The 19,062-nt window shown below is 70.6% G+C and carries 19 protein-coding genes; 10 read left to right on the forward strand and 9 right to left on the reverse strand.

Annotated elements, in window-relative coordinates:
* Positions 1-22: 22 nt before the first annotated feature.
* Genes RI211_RS11740 through RI211_RS11770 form a run of 7 tightly spaced genes read left to right on the forward strand, consistent with a single transcriptional unit; the run spans position 23 to position 6,296 of the window.
* Positions 23-340, forward strand: a complete 318-nt coding sequence (locus RI211_RS11740) for a PTS sugar transporter subunit IIB (protein WP_315637977.1) — start codon at positions 23-25, stop codon at positions 338-340.
* The gene (locus RI211_RS11745; RefSeq protein ID WP_315637976.1) at positions 337-618 is read left to right on the forward strand and encodes an HPr family phosphocarrier protein; all 282 of its coding nucleotides are present in this window, start codon (positions 337-339) and stop codon (positions 616-618) included. The genes RI211_RS11740 and RI211_RS11745 overlap by 4 nt, the downstream gene beginning before the upstream one ends.
* Positions 615-2,300: a phosphoenolpyruvate--protein phosphotransferase gene (ptsP, locus tag RI211_RS11750; RefSeq protein ID WP_315637975.1), complete on the forward strand. Its 1,686-nt coding sequence runs from the start codon at positions 615-617 to the stop codon at positions 2,298-2,300. Before RI211_RS11745 ends, ptsP begins: the two co-directional genes overlap by 4 nt.
* Entirely contained in the window at positions 2,297-3,931 is a 1,635-nt protein-coding gene (locus RI211_RS11755; RefSeq protein WP_315637974.1) for a PTS mannitol transporter subunit IIBC, read from the forward strand. The genes ptsP and RI211_RS11755 overlap by 4 nt, the downstream gene beginning before the upstream one ends.
* On the forward strand, positions 3,928-4,362 hold the full coding sequence (locus RI211_RS11760; RefSeq protein WP_187661934.1) for a PTS mannitol transporter subunit IIA: 435 nt from the start codon (positions 3,928-3,930) through the stop codon (positions 4,360-4,362). The genes RI211_RS11755 and RI211_RS11760 overlap by 4 nt, the downstream gene beginning before the upstream one ends.
* Positions 4,359-5,513: a mannitol-1-phosphate 5-dehydrogenase gene (locus tag RI211_RS11765; RefSeq protein ID WP_259954620.1), complete on the forward strand. Its 1,155-nt coding sequence runs from the start codon at positions 4,359-4,361 to the stop codon at positions 5,511-5,513. Before RI211_RS11760 ends, RI211_RS11765 begins: the two co-directional genes overlap by 4 nt.
* Before the next feature lie 36 nt (positions 5,514-5,549).
* A complete protein-coding gene (locus RI211_RS11770) occupies positions 5,550-6,296 on the forward strand; it encodes an alpha/beta hydrolase (RefSeq protein WP_315637973.1) in 747 nt (248 codons plus the stop codon).
* On the opposite strand, the gene RI211_RS11775 is transcribed toward RI211_RS11770, so the two are convergent.
* The 9 genes from RI211_RS11775 to RI211_RS11815 form a co-directional block, all read right to left on the reverse strand.
* Entirely contained in the window at positions 6,293-7,162 is an 870-nt protein-coding gene (locus tag RI211_RS11775; protein ID WP_315637972.1) for a carbohydrate kinase family protein, read from the reverse strand. The two genes, RI211_RS11770 and RI211_RS11775, sit on opposite strands and share 4 nt — an antisense overlap.
* Before the next feature lie 83 nt (positions 7,163-7,245).
* Positions 7,246-8,361 (reverse strand): adenosine deaminase, encoded by a 1,116-nt coding sequence (locus RI211_RS11780; protein WP_315637971.1) that lies wholly within the window; start codon positions 8,359-8,361, stop codon positions 7,246-7,248.
* 48 nt (positions 8,362-8,409) lie between these two features.
* Complete coding sequence (locus RI211_RS11785; protein ID WP_187661939.1) at positions 8,410-9,723, reverse strand: thymidine phosphorylase; 1,314 nt, start codon at positions 9,721-9,723, stop codon at positions 8,410-8,412.
* Positions 9,720-10,118 (reverse strand): cytidine deaminase, encoded by a 399-nt coding sequence (locus RI211_RS11790; RefSeq protein WP_187661940.1) that lies wholly within the window; start codon positions 10,116-10,118, stop codon positions 9,720-9,722. Before RI211_RS11790 ends, RI211_RS11785 begins: the two co-directional genes overlap by 4 nt.
* Before the next feature lie 29 nt (positions 10,119-10,147).
* Positions 10,148-11,431 carry an ABC transporter permease gene (locus tag RI211_RS11795; protein WP_396654951.1) on the reverse strand — a complete coding sequence of 428 codons (1,284 nt, stop codon included), beginning with the start codon at positions 11,429-11,431 and terminating at the stop codon, positions 10,148-10,150.
* The gene (locus RI211_RS11800) at positions 11,431-12,738 is read right to left on the reverse strand and encodes an ABC transporter permease (protein ID WP_303709465.1); all 1,308 of its coding nucleotides are present in this window, start codon (positions 12,736-12,738) and stop codon (positions 11,431-11,433) included. The genes RI211_RS11795 and RI211_RS11800 overlap by 1 nt, the downstream gene beginning before the upstream one ends.
* On the reverse strand, positions 12,735-14,249 hold the full coding sequence (locus RI211_RS11805; protein ID WP_315637969.1) for an ABC transporter ATP-binding protein: 1,515 nt from the start codon (positions 14,247-14,249) through the stop codon (positions 12,735-12,737). The genes RI211_RS11800 and RI211_RS11805 overlap by 4 nt, the downstream gene beginning before the upstream one ends.
* Before the next feature lie 105 nt (positions 14,250-14,354).
* A complete protein-coding gene (locus tag RI211_RS11810) occupies positions 14,355-15,473 on the reverse strand; it encodes a BMP family lipoprotein (protein ID WP_187661944.1) in 1,119 nt (372 codons plus the stop codon).
* Between the two features lie 147 nt (positions 15,474-15,620).
* Positions 15,621-16,736: a mannose-1-phosphate guanylyltransferase gene (locus RI211_RS11815; protein WP_071329657.1), complete on the reverse strand. Its 1,116-nt coding sequence runs from the start codon at positions 16,734-16,736 to the stop codon at positions 15,621-15,623.
* Positions 16,737-16,771: 35 nt separating this feature from the next.
* Between RI211_RS11815 and RI211_RS11820 the strand changes: the two genes are divergently transcribed.
* The 3 genes from RI211_RS11820 (at position 16,772) to RI211_RS11830 (ending at position 19,059) form a co-directional block, all read left to right on the forward strand.
* The gene (locus tag RI211_RS11820) at positions 16,772-18,031 is read left to right on the forward strand and encodes an FG-GAP-like repeat-containing protein (protein ID WP_315637968.1); all 1,260 of its coding nucleotides are present in this window, start codon (positions 16,772-16,774) and stop codon (positions 18,029-18,031) included.
* A gap of 153 nt (positions 18,032-18,184) precedes the next feature.
* A complete protein-coding gene (gene sdhC / locus RI211_RS11825) occupies positions 18,185-18,619 on the forward strand; it encodes a succinate dehydrogenase, cytochrome b556 subunit (RefSeq protein ID WP_082758508.1) in 435 nt (144 codons plus the stop codon).
* Positions 18,619-19,059: a succinate dehydrogenase hydrophobic membrane anchor subunit gene (locus RI211_RS11830; protein WP_149085820.1), complete on the forward strand. Its 441-nt coding sequence runs from the start codon at positions 18,619-18,621 to the stop codon at positions 19,057-19,059. Before sdhC ends, RI211_RS11830 begins: the two co-directional genes overlap by 1 nt.
* The last annotated feature ends 3 nt before the right edge of the window (positions 19,060-19,062 follow it).

Raw genomic sequence — 19,062 nt, forward strand, 5'->3', positions numbered from 1 at the left:
GTTCTCAGGAAGGGTGACATCGATGAGGATTCTCGTGGTCTGCGGCGCCGGCGCGTCGAGCACGTTCGTCGCTCAGCGCCTGCGCACTGCCGCAACGGCAGCAGGCCTGGACTGGGCTGCGGATGCCGGGGTCGAGAGCACCGTCCCCCTCGGCGGACACGACCTCGTCCTCGTGGGCCCGCATCTGCGTGAGCGCCTCGACGCCATCCGCGACCTGACCCGCGCGCCCGTCGCCGTCCTGCCGGACGACGTGTTCGCGGACCGCGACGGCGTCCGCACCCTTCTGCTCGCCCAGTCGACCCTCGCCGCCGCCGGCGGGGCCCCGAAAGGAACACCATGACCGCCACCCGCACCGTCCGCATCGGCTCCTCGCACGGACTGCACGCCCGGCCCGCAAAGATCTTCGCGCAGGCCGCGAAGGACTCCGGGCTCGCGGTCACGATCGCCAAGGACTCCGGCACGCCGGTCAACGCCGCGAGCATCCTCGGGGTGATCGCGCTGGCCATCGAGCACGGCGACTACGTGACGCTCACGGCCGACGGCGACGGCGCCGAGGCCGTACTGGACACGCTCACCGAGCTGCTGACGACCGACCACGACCAGGACGCGGCCGGATGAGCGCGTTGCGAGGAGTGGGCATCGGTCTCGGCGTCGCGCAGGGACCGGTCGTCCGCATGACCGAGGCGCTGCCCGCGCCCGAGAACGTCCCGAGCACCGCCGGGGCCGATGCCGAGCGCGCGCGGGTCCGCGAGGCCGTCGCCGTCGTCGCGCAGGAGCTGACGCAGCGTGGCGAGGCCGCCGGCGGCGCCGCGCAGGAGGTGCTGGAGGCGCAGGCGATGATCGCCGAGGACCCGACGCTGCAGGACGAGGTCGACGCGAGGATCGATGCCGGGGCCACCGCGGAATGGGCCGTTCACGACGCCTTCGCGGGCTTCCGGGCCACGCTCGAGGCCGTCGGCGGCTACCTCGGCGAGCGCGCCGCCGACCTCGACGACATCGCGCAGCGGGTGCTGGCCCGGCTGCGCGGGGTGGACGCCCCCGGCGTGCCCGATCCCGGGCACCCGTTCGTCCTCGTGGCACGCGACCTCGCGCCCGCCGACACGGCGCTGCTGAACCTCGACCAGGTGCTCGCCCTCGTCACCACCGACGGCGGCCCCACCTCCCACACGGCGATCCTCGCCAGGGAGAAGGGCATCGTGGCCGTGGTCGGCGTCGGAGACGGGCACGCGCTGACGACCGGCGAGACCGTCATCGTCGACGCCGCCGCGGGTGTCATCACCCGCGAACCGACTGCCGATGAGCGCAACCGCGCCGCCGAGCGCGCCGCGGCCCGACTCGTCGCGGACGACGCGCCGCTGACGCCCGGTGCGCTCGCCGACGGCACACCGGTCGCCCTGCTCGCGAACCTGGGCAAGCCCGCCGACGCCGCCGACGCGGTCGCACGCGGGGCCGAGGGCGTCGGGCTGTTCCGGACCGAGTTCCTGTTCCTCTCCGCGTCGCAGGCGCCCACCGTGGCCCAGCAGCGGGAGTCCTATCGCGAGCTCCTGGAGGCGTTCCCGGGCAAGAAGGTCGTCGTGCGGATGCTCGACGCGGGTGCCGACAAGCCCCTGGCCTTCCTCAACGACGCGCACGAGGAGAACCCGGCCCTGGGGTTGCGCGGTCTGCGGGCTCTCCGCGCGAGCGAGGACATCCTCCGCGAGCAGTTGACCGCGCTGGCCGAGGCCGACGCCGCGACCGACGCCGATCTGTGGGTCATGGCGCCCATGGTGGCCACCGTCGAGGAGACCGTGTATTTCACAGGCCTCGCCCGCGAGTACGGCCTGAAGACGGCCGGCGTCATGGTCGAGGTGCCGTCCAGCGCCCTGCTCGCCGACCGCGTCCTCGCCCACGCCGACTTCGCGTCCATCGGCACCAACGACCTCACGCAGTACACGATGGCCGCGGACCGGCTGCTCGGCTCGGTCGCCTCGTTCCAGGACCCCTGGCACCCCGCGGTGCTGCGGCTGGTGCGCGAGGTCGGCACGGCCGGTGCCCGCCTCGGCAAGCCGGTCGGCATCTGCGGCGAGGCCGCGGCCGACCCGCTGCTCGCGGTCGTCCTCGTGGGGCTCGGTGCGACGAGCCTCTCCATGGCGCCGTCCGCCCTCGCGGACGTCCGCCAGGCGCTCGCCGCCCGCACTCGCGACGACGCCCTCCGCCTCGCGGAAGCCGCGCTCGCCGCGGACGACGCCCCCTCCGCCCGCACCGCTGCGGCGACCCTCGCCGCGGCACTCCCCCCTCATCAGAAAGAGACCACATCATGACGACGACGTCACCCGCCGCCACCAGACCCGGTGGCCTCCGCGTAGGCGTGCAGCGGTTCGGCACGTTCCTCTCCGGCATGATCATGCCGAACATCGCGGCCTTCATCGCCTGGGGCTTCATCACGATGCTCTTCATCCCGAAGGGCTTCTTCGGCGCCGAGAGCCCGTTCGGCTGGCACTGGGCCGGCGTCGCCGAGATCCTCGGCGGCGGCGGCGACTCCGCCGTCCTCGGCTGGCAGGGCGCGATGACCGCGGTCGCCGAGGGCGCAGACGGCAACATCCTGGCCTACGTGGGCCTGGTCGGCCCGATGGTCACCTACCTGCTGCCGCTGCTGATCGCGAACACCGCCGGCCGCATGGTCTACGGCGAGCGGGGCGGCGTGGTCGCCACGATCGCGACCGTCGGCGTGATCGTCGGCACGAACATCCCGATGTTCCTCGGCGCGATGATCATGGGCCCGATCGCCGCTTGGATCATGAAGCAGGTCGACAGGCTGTGGGACGGCAAGATCCGCCCTGGTTTCGAGATGCTCGTCAACAACTTCTCCGCCGGCATCCTGGGCATGCTCCTCGCCATCGTCGGGTTCTTCGCCTTCGGTCCGGTCATGCTGGGCATCAGCGCCGCGCTGGGTGCCGCCGTCGACTGGCTCGTGTCGCTCAACCTGCTGCCGCTCGTGTCGATCATCGTCGAGCCGGCCAAGGTGCTGTTCCTCAACAACGCCATCAACCACGGCGTGTTCACCCCGCTGGGGATCGAGCAGGCTGCGGAGACGGGCAAGTCGATCCTCTTCCTCATCGAGGCGAACCCCGGCCCCGGCCTCGGCCTGCTGCTCGCCTTCACCTTCTTCGGGGTCGGCGCCGCGAAGGCCTCGGCTCCCGGTGCCGCCATCATCCAGTTCTTCGGCGGCATCCACGAGATCTACTTCCCGTACGCTCTCAGCAAGCCGACCACGATCCTCGCGCTCATCGCCGGTGGAGCGGCTGGCGTCACCACGAACATGGTCCTCGGCGGCGGACTGGCCTTCCCGGCCGCCCCTGGCAGCATCATCGCCGTGACCGCCGCGGCCATCGGCCCCGGCGTCGCCAACCTCCTTGTCGTGTACCTGTCGGTCATCGTCGCTGCGACCGTGACCTTCCTCATCACCGGCGTCATCCTCCGGGCCTCGCGCACGCGCGACCTCGCAGCCGAGGGCGACACGTTCGGTGCGGCCATCGCGCAGACCGAGGCGAACAAGGGCAAGTCGTCCGCGGCGATGGACGCCCTGCGCACCTCGACCGCGACGGCGGCACCGGAGTCCACGCCCGCTCCCGCCACCACTGCGGTCGCGGCGGCCCCGATCGAGACCATCGTGTTCGCGTGCGACGCCGGTATGGGCTCGTCCGCCATGGGCGCCAGCGTGCTGCGGAACAAGCTGAAGAAGGCCGGCATCGAGGGCATCACCGTCACGAACGCCGCCATCGCCAACCTCGACGGCGCCGCCGACGTGGTCATCACGCAGCAGCAGCTCACCGACCGGGCCACGGCGAAGTCGCCGGACTCCCTGCACGTCTCGGTGGACAACTTCATGAACTCGCCGAAGTACGACGAGGTCGTCGAGATGGTCAAGGAACAGCGAAAGGACGAAGAATGAGCGTTCTCACAGCCGAGCAGGTCCGCATCCACCCGGGAGGCGCGTCGCGGGACGACGCGCTCCAGGAGGCGACGGACATCCTCGTCGCCGCCGGTGCGGTGACCCCGGCGTACGTCGATGCGATGCGTCAGCGCGAGGAGACCGTGTCGACGTACATGGGCAACGGCCTGGCCATCCCGCACGGCACGAACGAGGCGAAGGACACGATCCTGGCGTCCGCGCTCTCCGTCGTCCGCTACGACGGCGGCGTCGACTGGGACGGCGAGCAGGCGAGGTTCGTGATCGGCATCGCCGGCGTCGGCGATGAGCACCTGGACATCCTGTCCCGCATCGCGATCCTCTTCTCGGAGGAGGACGACGTCGCCCGGCTGGAAGCGGCGGCGACGCCGGACGAGCTGTTCGCTCTCCTCTCGGAGGTGAACGAGGGATGAAGGCGGTCCACTTCGGGGCGGGCAACATCGGGCGCGGTTTCGTCGGCCTGCTCCTGCACGAGGGCGGGTACGAGGTCGTGTTCAGCGACGTCGCCGACGCACTCGTGGAGGCGATCGACCGGGCGGACTCGTACACCGTGCACGAAGCCGGCCCCGGAGGGACCGACCACGTCGTCTCCGGGTTCCGTGCGGTGAACAGCCGCACGGACCCCGCCGTGGTCGCGGAGGAGGTGGCGACGGCCGACGTCGTCACGACCGCCGTCGGCCCCACCGTGCTGCGGTTCGTCGCCCCGTCGATCGTCGCCGGGCTCGCGTTGCGCTCCCCCGAGGCCGCGCCTCTGCAGGTGATGGCCTGCGAGAACGCCATCGGCGCCACCGATCAGCTGCGGCAGGAGATCGTCGCGGCGGCGGGGCCGGATGCCGACGTCCTCCTCGCGCGTGCGGTGTTCGCGAACACCGCCGTCGACCGCATCGTCCCGGCGCAGCCGGACGGTGGGGGCATCGACGTCACCGTCGAGCCGTACTTCGAGTGGGCGATCGAGGCCCGGCCGTTCGGCGACACCCCGCCGCGTATCCCCGGCGCCCATTTCGTCGACGACCTCGCGCCGTACATCGAGCGCAAGCTCTTCACGGTGAACACCGGTCATGCCGCCACCGCGTACTTCGGTGCACGGGCGGGCATCGAGCGGATCTCGGACGCCCTCGCGGACGACGCGATCGCCGCGCAGGTGTCGGCCGCCCTCGAGGAGACCTCGGCGGTGCTGGTCGTCGAGCACGGGCTCGACCCCGCAGACCTCGCGCAGTACCGTGCGACCATCCTGGAGCGGTTCCGGAACCCGGAGCTCGTGGACACCGTGCAGCGCGTCGGCCGTCAGCCCCTGCGGAAGATCTCCCGGCACGAGCGGTTCATCGGCCCCGCGGCGATGGCAGCCGAGCACGGACTGCCGACGGATGCCCTGGTGGCCGCGGTCGCCGCCGCGCTGGAGTTCGACGACGCCGCCGACGAGCAGTCGGTCGAGCTGCAGACCCTTCTGCGCACGGAGAACGCGGCCGGCTTCACCGTCCGCACCACCGGCCTCGATCCGGAGCACCCGCTCTTCCCCGCCGTCCGCGACGCGGTGGCCCTCCGTCAGGCGGCGCTCGCCGGTTGAGGGACGCGGCGTCGGGGCCGGGGTAGCGTTGCTGCTGTGCAGAAGAAGCCCCGGCGCCGCGTCCTGAAGCGAGTCCTGTGGAGCGTGGCGATCGTCATCCTCCTCGCCATCGGCGGAGTCCTCGTCTGGAGCCAGGTCGGCGTCATGGCCGCGGAGCCCGCACCGCTGACCGCCGTCCGCGAGAACCCGGCGATCACGGTGACCGATGCCGATGAGGGGATCGTCCTGGAGCCCGCGGACGGCTCCTCCGACCGGGGACTCGTCTTCATCCCCGGCGCGAAGGTCGACCCCTGGGCCTACGCGTCGATCCTCCAGGGGCTCGCGGCAGAGGGCACCACGGTCGTGATCACGCGGCCCTGGCTCCATCTCGCCTTCTTCGACCCGCGCGGCCTCGACTCGTTCACGAGCGCCGCGCCCGACGTGGACACCTGGGCCGTGGGCGGCCACTCCCTCGGCGGGGTACGCGCCTGTCAGCTCGCGACGGACGCCGATGCCCTCGTCCTCTTCGCCTCTTACTGCGCGACCGACCTCGCAGGCACCGACCTCCCGGTGCTGAGCGTCTCCGGCAGCGAGGATGGTCTCTCCACACCCGAGAAGATCGCGGACGCCCGCTCCGAACTCCCCGCGGACGCCGAGTTCGTCGAGATCGACGGCGCCTCCCACGCCTCCTTCGGCGACTACGGACCCCAGTCCGGCGACGGCACCCCGACCATCGACGACGACGAGATGGATGCCGAGGTCACCGAGGTCGTCGGCGGGTTCCTGGAGCAGGTCGCGCCCTAGGCCGCCCGCGGATCCCCGAGGATCGAGTCGAGCAGCGGGTGCAGATGCCGGGTGGTCAGCACTCCGGCGGCCGAGCGTGCGCCCGCCGAGAGCGCCGACGCCAGGTCCGCGCCTCCCAGCCGCGCGTCGAGGACGCCCGCGAAGAACGCGTCGCCGGCGCCGTTGGTGTCGACGACGGTGGTCGGCACGGCGGGCACCCGGAACTCGGCACCGTCCGCCCCCACCGCGACCGCTCCCTCGGCGCCGAGCGTGCACACCGCGAACGCCGCTCCCTCCGCGACGACGGCGCGGAGGAACTCCACCGGCGCGTCCAGCCGGTCCGCGTTGCAGAAGACCGCCGTGGCTGCCGCGAGGAACGGCCGGTGGTACTCCCCGACGCCGTCGTAGTCGTGCACGTCGACCCACAGCGGCGTGCCGCTGGCCACTGCGAGCGGGAGCAGCCGTCGCGGCTCGGCGGACAGGTCGAGGACGACGGCGTCGGCTCCAGCCATCTCCGCCGCGTGCGCCCCGTCCGCCTCCCCCGTCGTCTCCGCCGGGGTCGAGAGGTACAGCGACACCCGCTCACCGCGCGGCGTCATCAGGTTGAGGTGCCGCTCGGTGATCCCGTCCGTCCACTGCGCGACCACTCCGGCCGCCTGCAGCGCCTCGCGGACGCGCAGCCCGTCCTCGTCCTCTCCGGCGGTGCCATGCAGCACGACCGGCCGCCCCAACGCCGTCAGGCTCAGCGCCTTGCCGGCGCTCGTGCCGCCGACCGTCTCCCAGCTCGCCTGCGCGAACTGCATGTGGGGCACGGGCTCGGGGAGCCGGTCGAGCAGGACCATCCGGTTCCACGAGGCGGGACCGGCGAGGAAGACGGAGGCGGGCATGCCCCCATCCTCGCGTCCCCGCATCCCGTTCCGGCCGTGCCGACGGGTCGTGTCGGCCGCGACGGGTCGTGTCGGCCGCCGGGTCAGGCGCCGAAGCCCTCGGCGATCATCTCGACGAGCTCCTCGCGCTCCTCGACGGGGAGGAACGCCGCAGCGGCGGCGTTGAACTGGAAGGCCTCGAGGTCGTCGAGGTCGTACTCGAACGTCTGCACGAGCAGCGCCAGCTCCCGCGTGAGGGAGGTCGCGCTCATGGTGCGGTTGTCCACGTTCACCGTCACCGCGAACCCGAGCTGGTACAGCAGGTCGAACGGATGATCGGCGAGGGTCTGCCCCCACGCCGCGACGGCTCCGGTCTGCAGGTTCGACGACGGGGAGAGCTCCAGCGGGATCTCCCGATCGCGCACCCAGCGGGCGAGGTCACCGAAGCGCACCTGCACCTCGTCGCCCTCCTGCGTGACGACCTCGAGGTCCTCCGCGATGCGCACGCCGTGTCCGAGTCGGAGCGCACGCCCGTCCAGAAGGGCGGAGCGGATCGAGGCGAGCCCGGCCGCCTCCCCCGCATGCACGGTCACCGGGAAGAAGTTCTCGGCGAGGTAGTCGAAGGCCGCGCGGTGGTCCGACGGAGGGAAGCCGTCCTCGGGGCCGGCGATGTCGAAGCCCACGGCACCCCGTCCGCGGAAGTCCACCGCGAGCTCGGCGATCTCCCGTGCGCGGTCGGTGTGCCGCATCGCGGTGAGGAGCTGGCCGACGCGGATGCTGCGGCCGTCGCGGTCGACGGCGTCCTCACCCTCCTCGATGCCCTGCTGCACCGCCTCGACGGCGTCCTCCAGCGAGAGACCGCGCGCCTGGTGCTGCTCCGGCGCCCAGCGCATCTCACCGTAGATGACACCGTCCGCCGCGAGGTCCTGGACGAACTCTCGCGCGACGCGCGTCAGCCCCTCACGGGTCTGCATGACCGCGGTGGTGAGCTCGAACGTCTTCAGGTACTCCACCAGCGATCCCGCGTCGCTCTTCTTCGCGAACCACGAACCGAGCGCGGCAGGGTTGGATGCCGGGACCTCGAGACCGATCGCGTCGGCGAGCTCGATGATCGTGGCCGGGCGCACCGCGCCGTCCAGGTGGTCGTGCAGCGACACCTTCGGCAGACTCCGCAGGGAGACGCCCTGGATGGCGACGTCGCCGCTCGCATCGATCGACATGGGGATCCTCTCGGTCGCGGGGTGTTCGTCCAGGCTAGCGCCCGGGCCTCACGCCGTGATGCGCTCGCGGACGATCGGTCCCACGGTCGGAGCCTCGTCGCCGAGCTCCCAGGCGCCCTCGAGCGCCTCGATCGCCCGGGGGAAGCGCGCCTCGTCGGCTGCCGAGAGCGTGAACAGCGGCTGCCCCGCCGACACCCGGTCCCCCGGCTTCGCATGCAGATCGATCCCCGCCTCGAAGATCACCGGGTCCTCCGCGCGCGCACGCCCGGCGCCGAGACGCCAGGCGGCGATGCCGAAGGGAAGCGCGTCCATGCGGGTCACGACGCCGTCCGCGGGCGCCGTCACGACGTGCGTCTCCCGCGCCACCGGGAGCGCCGCGTCGGGGTCGCCGTCCTGGGCACGGATCATCGCCTTCCACGTGTCCATGGCCCGGCCGTCGTCGAGCGCTGCCTCCACGTCGGCGTCAGGCTGACCGGCGAGGGCGAGCATCTCCCTCGCGAGCGCGACGGTCAGCTCCCGGACGTCGGCGGGTCCCCCGCCGGCGAGGATCTCGACCGACTCGCGGACCTCGTTGGCGTTGCCGATCGCGCGGCCCAGGGGAACGTTCATATCGGTCAGAAGTGCCGTGGTCGCGACACCGGAGTCCGTGCCGAGCGCCACCATCGTGCGCGCGAGCTCCCGAGCCCTGTCGATGTCCTGCATGAAGGCGCCGGAACCGAACTTCACGTCCAGGACGAGAGCGTCGGTCCCCTCGGCGATCTTCTTCGACATGATGCTGGAGGCGATCAGCGGGATGGCCTCCACGGTGCCGGTGACGTCGCGGAGCGCGTAGAGCTTCTTATCGGCGGGCGCGAGACCCGACCCCGCGGCGCAGATCACGGCCCCGACGTCGCCCTGCATCTGCGCGAACATCTCCTCGTTGCTGAGCGCAGCGCGCCAGCCGGGGATGGACTCCAGCTTGTCGAGCGTCCCGCCGGTGTGGCCGAGGCCGCGGCCGCTGAGCTGCGGCACCGCCACGCCGAACGAGGCGACGAGGGGTGCGAGCGGCAGGGTGATCTTGTCGCCCACGCCACCCGTGGAGTGCTTGTCCACGGTCTTCTTGCCGAGAGTCGCGAAGCTCATCCGCTCCCCCGAAGCGATCATCGCGTCGGTGAGCACGCGGATCTCGTCGCGCTCCATGCCGCGCTGGAAGATCGCCATCGCGAAGGAGGCCATCTGCGCGTCGGACACGTAGCCGCGCGTGTAGGCGTCCACCATCCAGCGCAGGGCCGGCTCCGGGACCACGCCTCCGTCGCGCTTGGCCCGGATCACGTCGATCGCGTCGAACTGCTCGATGGCTCCCTGAGCCTGTCCCGCGGTCATCGTGCGTCCTCCAGGTCGCGCGGCCCGAACGCGTCGGGCAGCACCTCGTCGATCGTGCGGATGCCGGAGACGGTCTCCAGCAGCATGCCGGGTACCGCATGCTCGAACAGCAGCTGGCGGCACCGGCCGCACGGCATGATCGTCTCGCCGTCGTTGTTGACGCACACGAAGGCGACGAGCTGCCCGCCGCCGGACATGAACAGATCGCCCACGAGCGCGCACTCGGCGCACAGCGTGACGCCGTAGGAGGCGTTCTCGACGTTGCAGCCGGCGACGATCCGCCCGTCGCTGACGAGAGCCGCCGCTCCCACGCGGTAGCGCGAGTACGGCGCGTACGCCTTGGTCATGGCATCCGCGGCGACCTGCCGCAGCTCATCCCAGTCGATGTCCGTCATGGTTGGTGGTTCCTTCTTCCCTGCGGGTTCTACGACTTGATGTACGGCTTGCCGCTGGCGGCAGGGCCCCGGATCTGACCGGCGAATCCGGCGACCGCGAGCAGCGTGACGACGTACGGCAGCATGAGCATGAACTCGCCGGGGATCGGCGTCTTCAGGATCGAGAGCAGGTTCTGCAGGTTCGTCGCGAATCCGAAGAGCAGGGCGGCGAGCGTCGCGCGGATCGGGTCCCAGCGGCCGAAGATCACGGCGGCGAGAGCGATGAAGCCGAGACCTGCCGTCATCTCCTTGCCGAACTGCGGGACCGACACGAGCGTGAAGTACGCACCGCCGATGCCGGCGATCGCGCCCGCGAGCAGCACGTTCCAGAAGCGGGTCGGGTTGACCCGGATGCCGACCGTGTCGGCCGCCTGCGGGTGCTCGCCCACGGCGCGCAGCCGCAGACCCCACCGCGTGCGGTACAGGCCCCACGCGACGACGGCCACGGTGATGAACATGAGGTACACGATGAAGGTCTGGTTGAAGAGCACCGGCCCGATGATCGGGATGTCGCTGAGCACCGGGATCCGGATCGGCGCGAAGCGCTCCGGGCTGTTCAGCTCGTTCTCGTTCGGCGCGAGGAGCGCCCCGTACAGGAAGCCGGTGAGGCCGGTGACGAGGACGTTGAGCACGACACCGACGATGACCTGCTCGACGAGGTACTTGATGGCGAAGGCGGCCAGCACGCTCGCGACGAGCACGCCGCCGATCATGGCGCCGATCAGGCCGACGAACGGGCTGCCGGTGATGCTCGACAGCAGCGCCGCCGAGAAGGCACCGAGGAGCAGCTGTCCCTCGATCGCCACGTTGACGACACCGGCCCGCTCGCCGATGACGCCGCCGAGGGCGCCGAACACGAGCGGCACCGACAGCGACACGGCGCCGAAGAGCAGGCTCGTGACGGGGACGAGGCCCCCGGCTGCGGCCCAGACGAGGAACGCGAAGACAGCGAGCACGCCGTAGACCACCATGAGCCAGATCGACGCGGCGCGGTACGTCCACGCCCGGAGGAACGCTGCGACCGTGAGGACGACGAGCACGGCGAAGACGACCCAGAAGGTCGGCGCGGTGGGCAGCGCCACGTCGGGGAGCTCGAAGGCCGACGTGCGGTCGCCGAGGCGGAAGGTGCTGGTGCCGCTGCGCGGCACCGCCAGGAAGAGCACGGCCAGCAGCGCGGTGACGATCGCGAGGCTGATCGGTGCCTTGAGGTGGCGCTCCCGGACGGTGGCGAGCTGCACCGTGCCGTCGGCGGCTTCGGTCTGCACGATCGACATCATGCCGTCACCGCCTTCTTCGCGGCCTTGGCTCTCGCCTTGGCTGCCTTCTCTGCATCGGACTTGGGGAGGAAGAACACCGTCCGCAGCAGCGGCGGTGCGGCGATGAACAGCACGACGAGCGACTGCACGACGAGCACGATGTCGACGGGGATGTCCTGCGCCTGCATCGAGAACGAGCCCGCCTTGAGGGCACCGAACAGGATTCCGGCCGCGAAGGTCCCCCACGCGCGGCTGCGTCCGAGGAGGGCGACCGTGATGGCGTCGAAGCCGATGCCGGCGTCGATGGTCTCGGTGACGCCGGTGGTGACGGCGCCCTGGAGCTGGTTCATGCCGGCGAGGCCGGCGAGGGCACCCGCGAAGAGCATCGCGTAGACGTAGACGCGCTTGACGCTGATGCCCGCGGCGCGAGCGGCGTGCGGGTTCTCCCCCACCGCGCGCATGCGCATGCCCAGCGAGGAGCGCTCGATGAGCCACCACACGAACACCGTCGCGATGACCACGATGACGAAGCCGAGGTCCAGAAGCGGGAACTGCGGGCCGAGCAGGGTCGGGAACTGCGCGCTCTCCGGCGTCGCCGAGCCGAGCGCCTGATTGGTCCCCGGCTTCTGCAGGAGCCCCGGCGTGCGGATCATCCAGAGCAGCAGGTAGTACGCGATGTAGTTGAGCATGATCGTGAGGATCACCTCGTGCGCGCCCGTGCGTGCCTTGATGAGACCGGCGATGCCGCCCCAGAGCGCACCGCCGGCGATACCGGCCAGCAGGGTGACGGGCAGGTGGAACCAGATCGGCAGGTCGAGGTTGAACGTCAGCAGGGCCGCCACCGCGACGCCGACGAGCATCTGACCGCGGGCACCGATGTTGAACAGGCCGACGCGGAAGGCGAGGGCGACGCCCAGACCGGCGGCGATCAGCGGAGCCGCGAAGCCCAGCGTGTTCGTCAGCGGTCGGATCTGCGCGGCGAAGTCGGCGCCGCGGGCGTTGAAGATCGCTCCGCGGAACAGCGCCTCGTAGCCGTTGTAGACCGCGTTCCAGGCCGCGACGAACGTGTCGCTCGGCTTGGCGAAGAAGTACCCGGAGGCCTTCTGCACGTCTTCGTTCGTGAAGGCGATGAGGATGCCGCCGACGATGAGCGCGAGGACGATCGCCAGGATCGTCGTGACCGCACTCCCGCGGAGGATCTCCTTGAGGACGACGTTGCCGCGCGGGGGCGGCGGCACCTCGTCCGCCAGGCCCGTGCTGGGCGGAAGCTGCTCGGGAGGCAGCCCCTTCGTGACGTCTCCTGCGCCGGGCGTCGCGCCGCTCACGCGGTCACCTCCGTATCGGCCGCTCCGGCCATCATGAGTCCGAGTGTCTCCCGAGGCGTGTCGCCGGGGACGATGCCGACGATGGTGCCGCGGTACATGACCGCGATCCGGTCGGCGAGGGCGGCGACCTCGTCGAGCTCGGTCGAGACGACGATCACGGGGATGCCCGCGTCCCGCGTCTCGATGATGCGCTTGTGGATGAACTCGATCGAGCCCACGTCGACCCCGCGCGTCGGCTGGGCCGCGACGAAGAGCCGCAGTTCCCGGCTCATCTCGCGCGCGATCACGACCTTCTGCTGATTGCCTCCGGAGAGGGTTCCCGCGGGGGTGTCCGGGCCCTGCGTGCGGATGTCGTATTCCGCGATGCGCTCCTTGGCGAAGTCCTCCAGGGCGCCGCGACGCAGCGTCCCGGCCCGGCTGAAGGCGGGATCGTCGGAGCGGTCGAGGATGAGGTTCTCGGCGACCGAGAATCCGGCGACGAGGCCGTCCTCGGTACGGTCCTCCGGCACGAATCCGACACCGGCGTCGAGGATGCCGCGGACGCTCTTGCCCACGAGCTCGGTACCGTCGAGGATGATGTTCCCCTCGACGCGTGCGGCGAGGCCGACGATGGCCTCGACGAGCTCCGTCTGGCCGTTGCCCTGCACACCGGCGATGGCGAGGACCTCACCGGGGCGGACCGTGAAGTCGACGTCGTCCACGACGATGGCTCCGGTCGAGGTGAGCACCCGGAGGTTGCGGACCTCCAGGCCGCCTTCGCCGAGGCGGGGCGCCTCCTTGTGCACGGTCAGCTCGACCGCGCGGCCGACCATGAGCGAGGCCAGCTCGGCGTTGGTGGCGGTCGGCGAGGCCTCCCCCACCACCCGGCCGAGCCGGACGATCGTGATGCGGTCGGCGACCTCGCGCACCTCGCGCAGCTTGTGCGTGATGAACACGATCGCGGTGCCCTCGTCCCGGAGCTGGCGCATGATGGCCATGAGCTCGTCGGTCTCCTGCGGCGTCAGCACCGCGGTGGGCTCGTCGAAGACGAGGACCTTGGCGTCGCGGGACAGCGCCTTGATGATCTCGACGCGCTGCTGCACACCGACGGGCAGGTCGCCGACGACGGCGTCCGGATCGATGTCGAACCCGAACCGCGCCGCGACCGCGCGCACGTGCTCGCGCGCCTTCGCGATGTCGAGCGTGCCGAGGCCCTTGGTCTGCTCGTGACCGAGCATGACGTTCTCGGCCACCGTGAACACCGGCACGAGCATGAAGTGCTGGTGCACCATGCCGATGCCCGCGGCCATCGCGTCGCCGGGGCCGCGGAAGTGCTGCACGACGTCGTCGAGGAGGATCTCGCCCTCGTCGGCCTGATACAGGCCGTAGAGCACGTTCATCAGCGTCGACTTGCCTGCACCGTTCTCGCCGAGGAGAGCGTGGATCTGACCGGGTTCGACCACGAGATCGATGTGGTCGTTCGCCACGAGGCTGCCGAATCGCTTGGTGATGCCGCGAAGTTCGAGCTTCATATCTGCACCTTATCCAGAAGAGTCACCGAGGAGAATCGTCGCCGCCCACAGTGCGGGGCGAGTGGCAGCCTGCGCCACTCGCCCCGTGCTGGGTACGGCTCCGACTCAGCGGGTGGGAGAGTTCTCGGACTCCACCGTGATGTCGCCGGAGATGATCTGCTCCTGGAGAGCGGACAGCTCGTCCGTGAGGCCCTCGGGCAGGTCCGCCTCGAAGTCGCCGAAGCCGGAGAGCTTCACGCCCTCGTTCTCGAGCGTGCCGATGTAGGGCTCCGGGTCGAACTCGCCGGCGGCGGCCGCGAGCGTCGCGTCGCGGACGGCCACGTCGATGGCCTTCATGATGGAGACGAGCGTGATGTCGGCGACGCTGGGGTCGGCGACGGCGAGGTCGCTGTCGACACCGAGCATCAGCGTGTCCTTGCCGCTGTCGTTGATCGCCGCTGCGGCGCTCTGGTAGACCGGGCCGCCGACGGGGAGGATGACGTCGACACCCTGGTCGAGCACGCCCTGGGCGGTCTGCTTGGCCGTGTCGTTGGCGTCGAAGCCGCCCGTGAAGGAGCCCTTCTGGGTGGCGGCGTCCCAACCGAAGACCTGGACGTCGGCCGACTTGTCCTCGTTGTACTTCTCGACACCGAGCTGGTAGCCGTCCATGAAGACGGCGACCGACGGGATCTGCATGCCGCCGAAGGTGCCGACCTTGTTCACGCCGGCCTCTGCGGACCAGGCGGCCGCGGCGTAGCCGCCGAGGTAGGCAGCCTGAGCGGTGTCGAAGACGAGGGGCTTGATGTTCGGCGCGTCGGTGGTGCCGTCGAAGTCGTTGTCAGCCCAGTCGTCGATGATCGCGTAGTCGATCTCGGGGTTCGCGAGTGCGGACTCGACCGTGGCTGCGGACAGCTTGAAGCCGACCGAGACGATGAGCGAGCAGCCCTCGGAGACGGCGGTCTCGAGGTTCGGCGCGTAGTCGTTGTCGTTGGCGGACTCGAACTCCAGCGGCTTGATGCCGAGCTCGTCGGCGGCGCTGTCCATGCCCTCCTTGGCCGACTGGTTGAACGACTTGTCGTTCCAGCCGCCGGCGTCGGAGATGAGGCACGGCTTGAAGTCGGAGTCGACGGGGGCGGATCCGCCCTCGGACTCGTCGGTCGGCGCCTGACCGCAGCCGGCAAGAGCGAAGACGACACCGGCGGCGACCGTCGCGCCGAGCAGCTTCTTGGTGGTGGAGATGGTCACGGATGCCTCCCTCAACGAACCCGCGGCCATCGCGGATCGATCAAAGTTACCTAGTGTTTCGACGTTCGTGCACGTCGGCCCCGGGCGGCCGGGCCAATGGTTACAAAGCTGAAATCAACCCTGCCGATGAGCACGGAGCGCTGCTCATCAGAGCACGTCGCCCTGACCGTTGAGTTTGAGTGACTCCACCACGCCCTTCACCCGCTGCGCGTTCTCGACCGTCGTGACCAGGAGCGCGTCGGGGGTGTCGACCACGACGATGTCCTGCACCCCCACCAGGCTGATCACGCGGGTGGTCTGGCTGACGAGGATGCCACTGGCCGCGTCGGTCAGCACCCGGGCGCGGGGCCCGAGGACGGCGAGGTCGTTCTTGCGGCCGTTCGTGATGAGCTTCGTCAGCGACGCGAAGTCCCCCACGTCGTCCCAGTCGAAGTGCCCGGGGACCACGGCGAGACGCCCGCGCCGCGCCGCCGGCTCCGCGACGGCGTAGTCGATCGCGATCTTCTTCAGCCGTGGCCAGATGCGGTCGACGGCGGGCCCACGGAGCTCCCGGTCGTCCCAGGCCTCGGCGAGTTCGAGAAGACCGGCGTGCAGGGCGGGCTCGTTGGCCGCGAGCTCGTCCAGCAGGACGCTCGCCTTCGCGATGAACATGCCCGCGTTCCACAGGTAGGTGCGCTCGGCGAGGTAGGCCCTGGCCGTCTCCAGATCCGGCTTCTCGACGAAGCTCTCGACGAGGGCCGCCTCCCTGGCGCGCTCCACGACCAGCTCCGGCCCCTTCTTGATGTAGCCGAAGCCGACCGCCGGCTCGGTCGGCGCGATGCCGATCGTGCAGATGTAGCCCTCCCTGGCGACCTCGACGGCGTCGCGGACGGCGAACTCGAAGACCCGCGTGCCCCGGATGACGTGGTCCGCGCTGAACGAGCCGATGATCACGTCCGGGTTGCGCCGATGCAGCACGGCCGCGGCCAGCCCGATCGCCGCCGCGGACTCGCGGGGCTCGGATTCCAGGAAGACGTTGAGGTCGGCGATGCCGGGCAGCTCCGCCTCCACCGCAGCTCGGTGGGCGCGGCCGGTGACCACCGCGATCCGGTCCGGTCCGGCGAGCGGCTCCAGCCGGTCCCACGTATCGCGCAGCAGCGAATGGCCGGAGCCGGTGAGGTCGTGCAGGAACTTCGGGGCGTCCGCGCGGGACAGCGGCCACAGCCGACTGCCGATGCCACCGGCGGGGATGACCGCATAGAAGTCTTCGATCGGCTCGCTCATGCAGGCCAGCGTAGCGGCGGCGCTATCGTCGAGCCATGAGCCGGTCCCGCAGACCCCTGATCGCCTACGCCCGCCGCCTCGCCGTCGCTGCCCTCGCCGGCGTCCTGGCCCTCGTCGTCCTCACCCCTGCCACCGCTTCCGCGGCCGGCGGGCCGGCGGGAGACGTGTTCGCCCGGACCAACGCCCAGCGGACCGCCGCCGGGCTTCCCGCGCTCGTGTCAGACCCCGGTCTCGACGCGGCCGCCGCCGAGTGGGCGCGACAGCTGGCGTCGTCGTGCACCTTCGAGCACAGCTCCTCCTCCTGGCGGAGCACCCGTATCGCTGCCTTCGGATGGACGGCGAGCGGTGAGAACATCGCAGCGGGACAGCCGGACGCCGCCGCCGTCGTCTCGAGCTGGATGGCGTCGCCCGGCCACAAGGCGAACATCCTCGACCGTCGATACACCGGGCTCGGAGTCGGCTACGCCACCGGCTCCTGCTACCGCACGTACTGGGTGCAGATCTTCGGCATCGGCTCACCGGTGAAGACCCTGTCCGGTGGTGTCGGCGACCTCAACGGCGATCGGTCAGCCGATGTGCTGGCTCGAACCACCTCCGGTGACCTCCGTCTCTACCCCGGCACCGGAACCGGACGATTCGGAGCGGCGACGACCGTCATCCCCGGCTGGGGCAGTCGTCCCTTCGCGCCTCTTGGTGACTTCACCGGGGACCGCCTTCCCGACATCGCCCGCGTCGAGGCGGACGGTCGGCTGATGCTCTACGCGGGCAACGGGCGTGGCGGGTTCGGCACGCCCACCGCGATCGGCTCCGGGTGGGCGCGCTTCGCGCAGGTGATCGGAGGGATGGACTTCGACGGCGATCGCCTCGCCGACGTGATCGCGCGGACGACGGCGGGTGAGCTCCTCCTCTACCGGGGAAACGGACGCGGCGGCTGGCTCGCCGGAGGCGGCGCCCGCATTGGCTCGGGATGGCAGAACTTCACGTCGGTGTTCAGCCCCGGCGATTTCACCGGCGACTCCCGCAGCGACCTCATCGGCCGCCGGGCAGACGGCACGTTGTGGCTGTACGCCACCACGGGTAAGGGCACCTGGGCTTCGGGCCGACAGATCGGGAAGGGGTGGGGTTCGTTCACGGCCCTGGCCGGAGCCGGGGACTTCGACGGGAACGGCACGCAGGACATCCTGGCCAGGAACGCCTCTGGAGCGCTCCTCCTGTACGGCGGCACCGGACGGGGCGGATTCCTCCCCGCGCGGACGGTGGGAAACGGATGGAACGGCATCGCGCAGCTCGGCTGACGCCGCGCGCGGCACTTAGGGTTGCCTTCGTCGCCCGCGGCGTCCGCACGGGAATAGGATGGACTCCGATCGGGCGTGCCTGACCCTCCTCCAGGCCAGATGTGGACGAAGCAGCGCACGCGACCGAAACACATCGATCCAGGGAGGACGACCGTGTCCACAAGCGCTCGCTTGACACCGTCGATTTCGGAAACCACGTCCAAGACCCCCCGCGGCACCCTCTACCGGGGTCGCGAAGGCATGTGGTCGTGGGTGCTTCACCGCATCACCGGAGTCGCCATCTTCTTCTTCCTGTTGGTGCACGTGCTCGACACGGCGCTGATCAGGGTGTCGCCGGAGGCGTACGACGCGGTCATCGGCACATACAAGAACCCGGTCATGGCGATCGGCGAGGTCGTGCTCGTGGCGGGCATCGTGTTCCACGCCATGAACGGCCTGCGCATCATCGCCGTCGACTTCTGGTCGAAGGGCGCCAAGTACCAGCGCCAGCTGTTCTGGGGCGTGCTGCTCGTGTGGGGCATCATCATGGCCGGCTTCGTGCCGCGTCACCTGATGCTCGCGTTCGCCGGCTTCGGAGGAGGACACTGATGAGCGCGCAGACCGTCGCCGCTCCCGCCCGCCGTCAGCGCGGCATCAACCTCGAGAAGTGGGGCTGGGTGTTCATGCGCGTCTCGGGCGTCGTGCTCGTCGTGCTGATCTTCGGCCACCTCTTCGTCAACCTCATGGTCGGCGAGGGCATCCACGCCCTCGACTTCGCCTTCATCGCCGGCAAGTTCGCCACGCCGTTCTGGCAGTGGTGGGACGTGCTGATGCTCTGGCTCGCCCTCATCCACGGCGCCAACGGCATGCGCACGATCGTGAACGACTACGTGACCAACCCCACCGCGCGCAAGGCGCTCGTCTGGGCCCTCGGCCTGGCCGCGGGCCTGCTCATCCTCCTCGGCACCCTGGTCGTCTTCACGTTCGACCCATGCCTGGGTGTGACCGAGTCGAGCACGCTGTGGGAGACCTGCCAGGCGCAGGGCTAGAAG

The sequence above is a fragment of the Microbacterium meiriae genome (assembly GCF_032364335.1).
Taxonomy (GTDB): Bacteria; Actinomycetota; Actinomycetes; order Actinomycetales; family Microbacteriaceae; genus Microbacterium; species Microbacterium meiriae.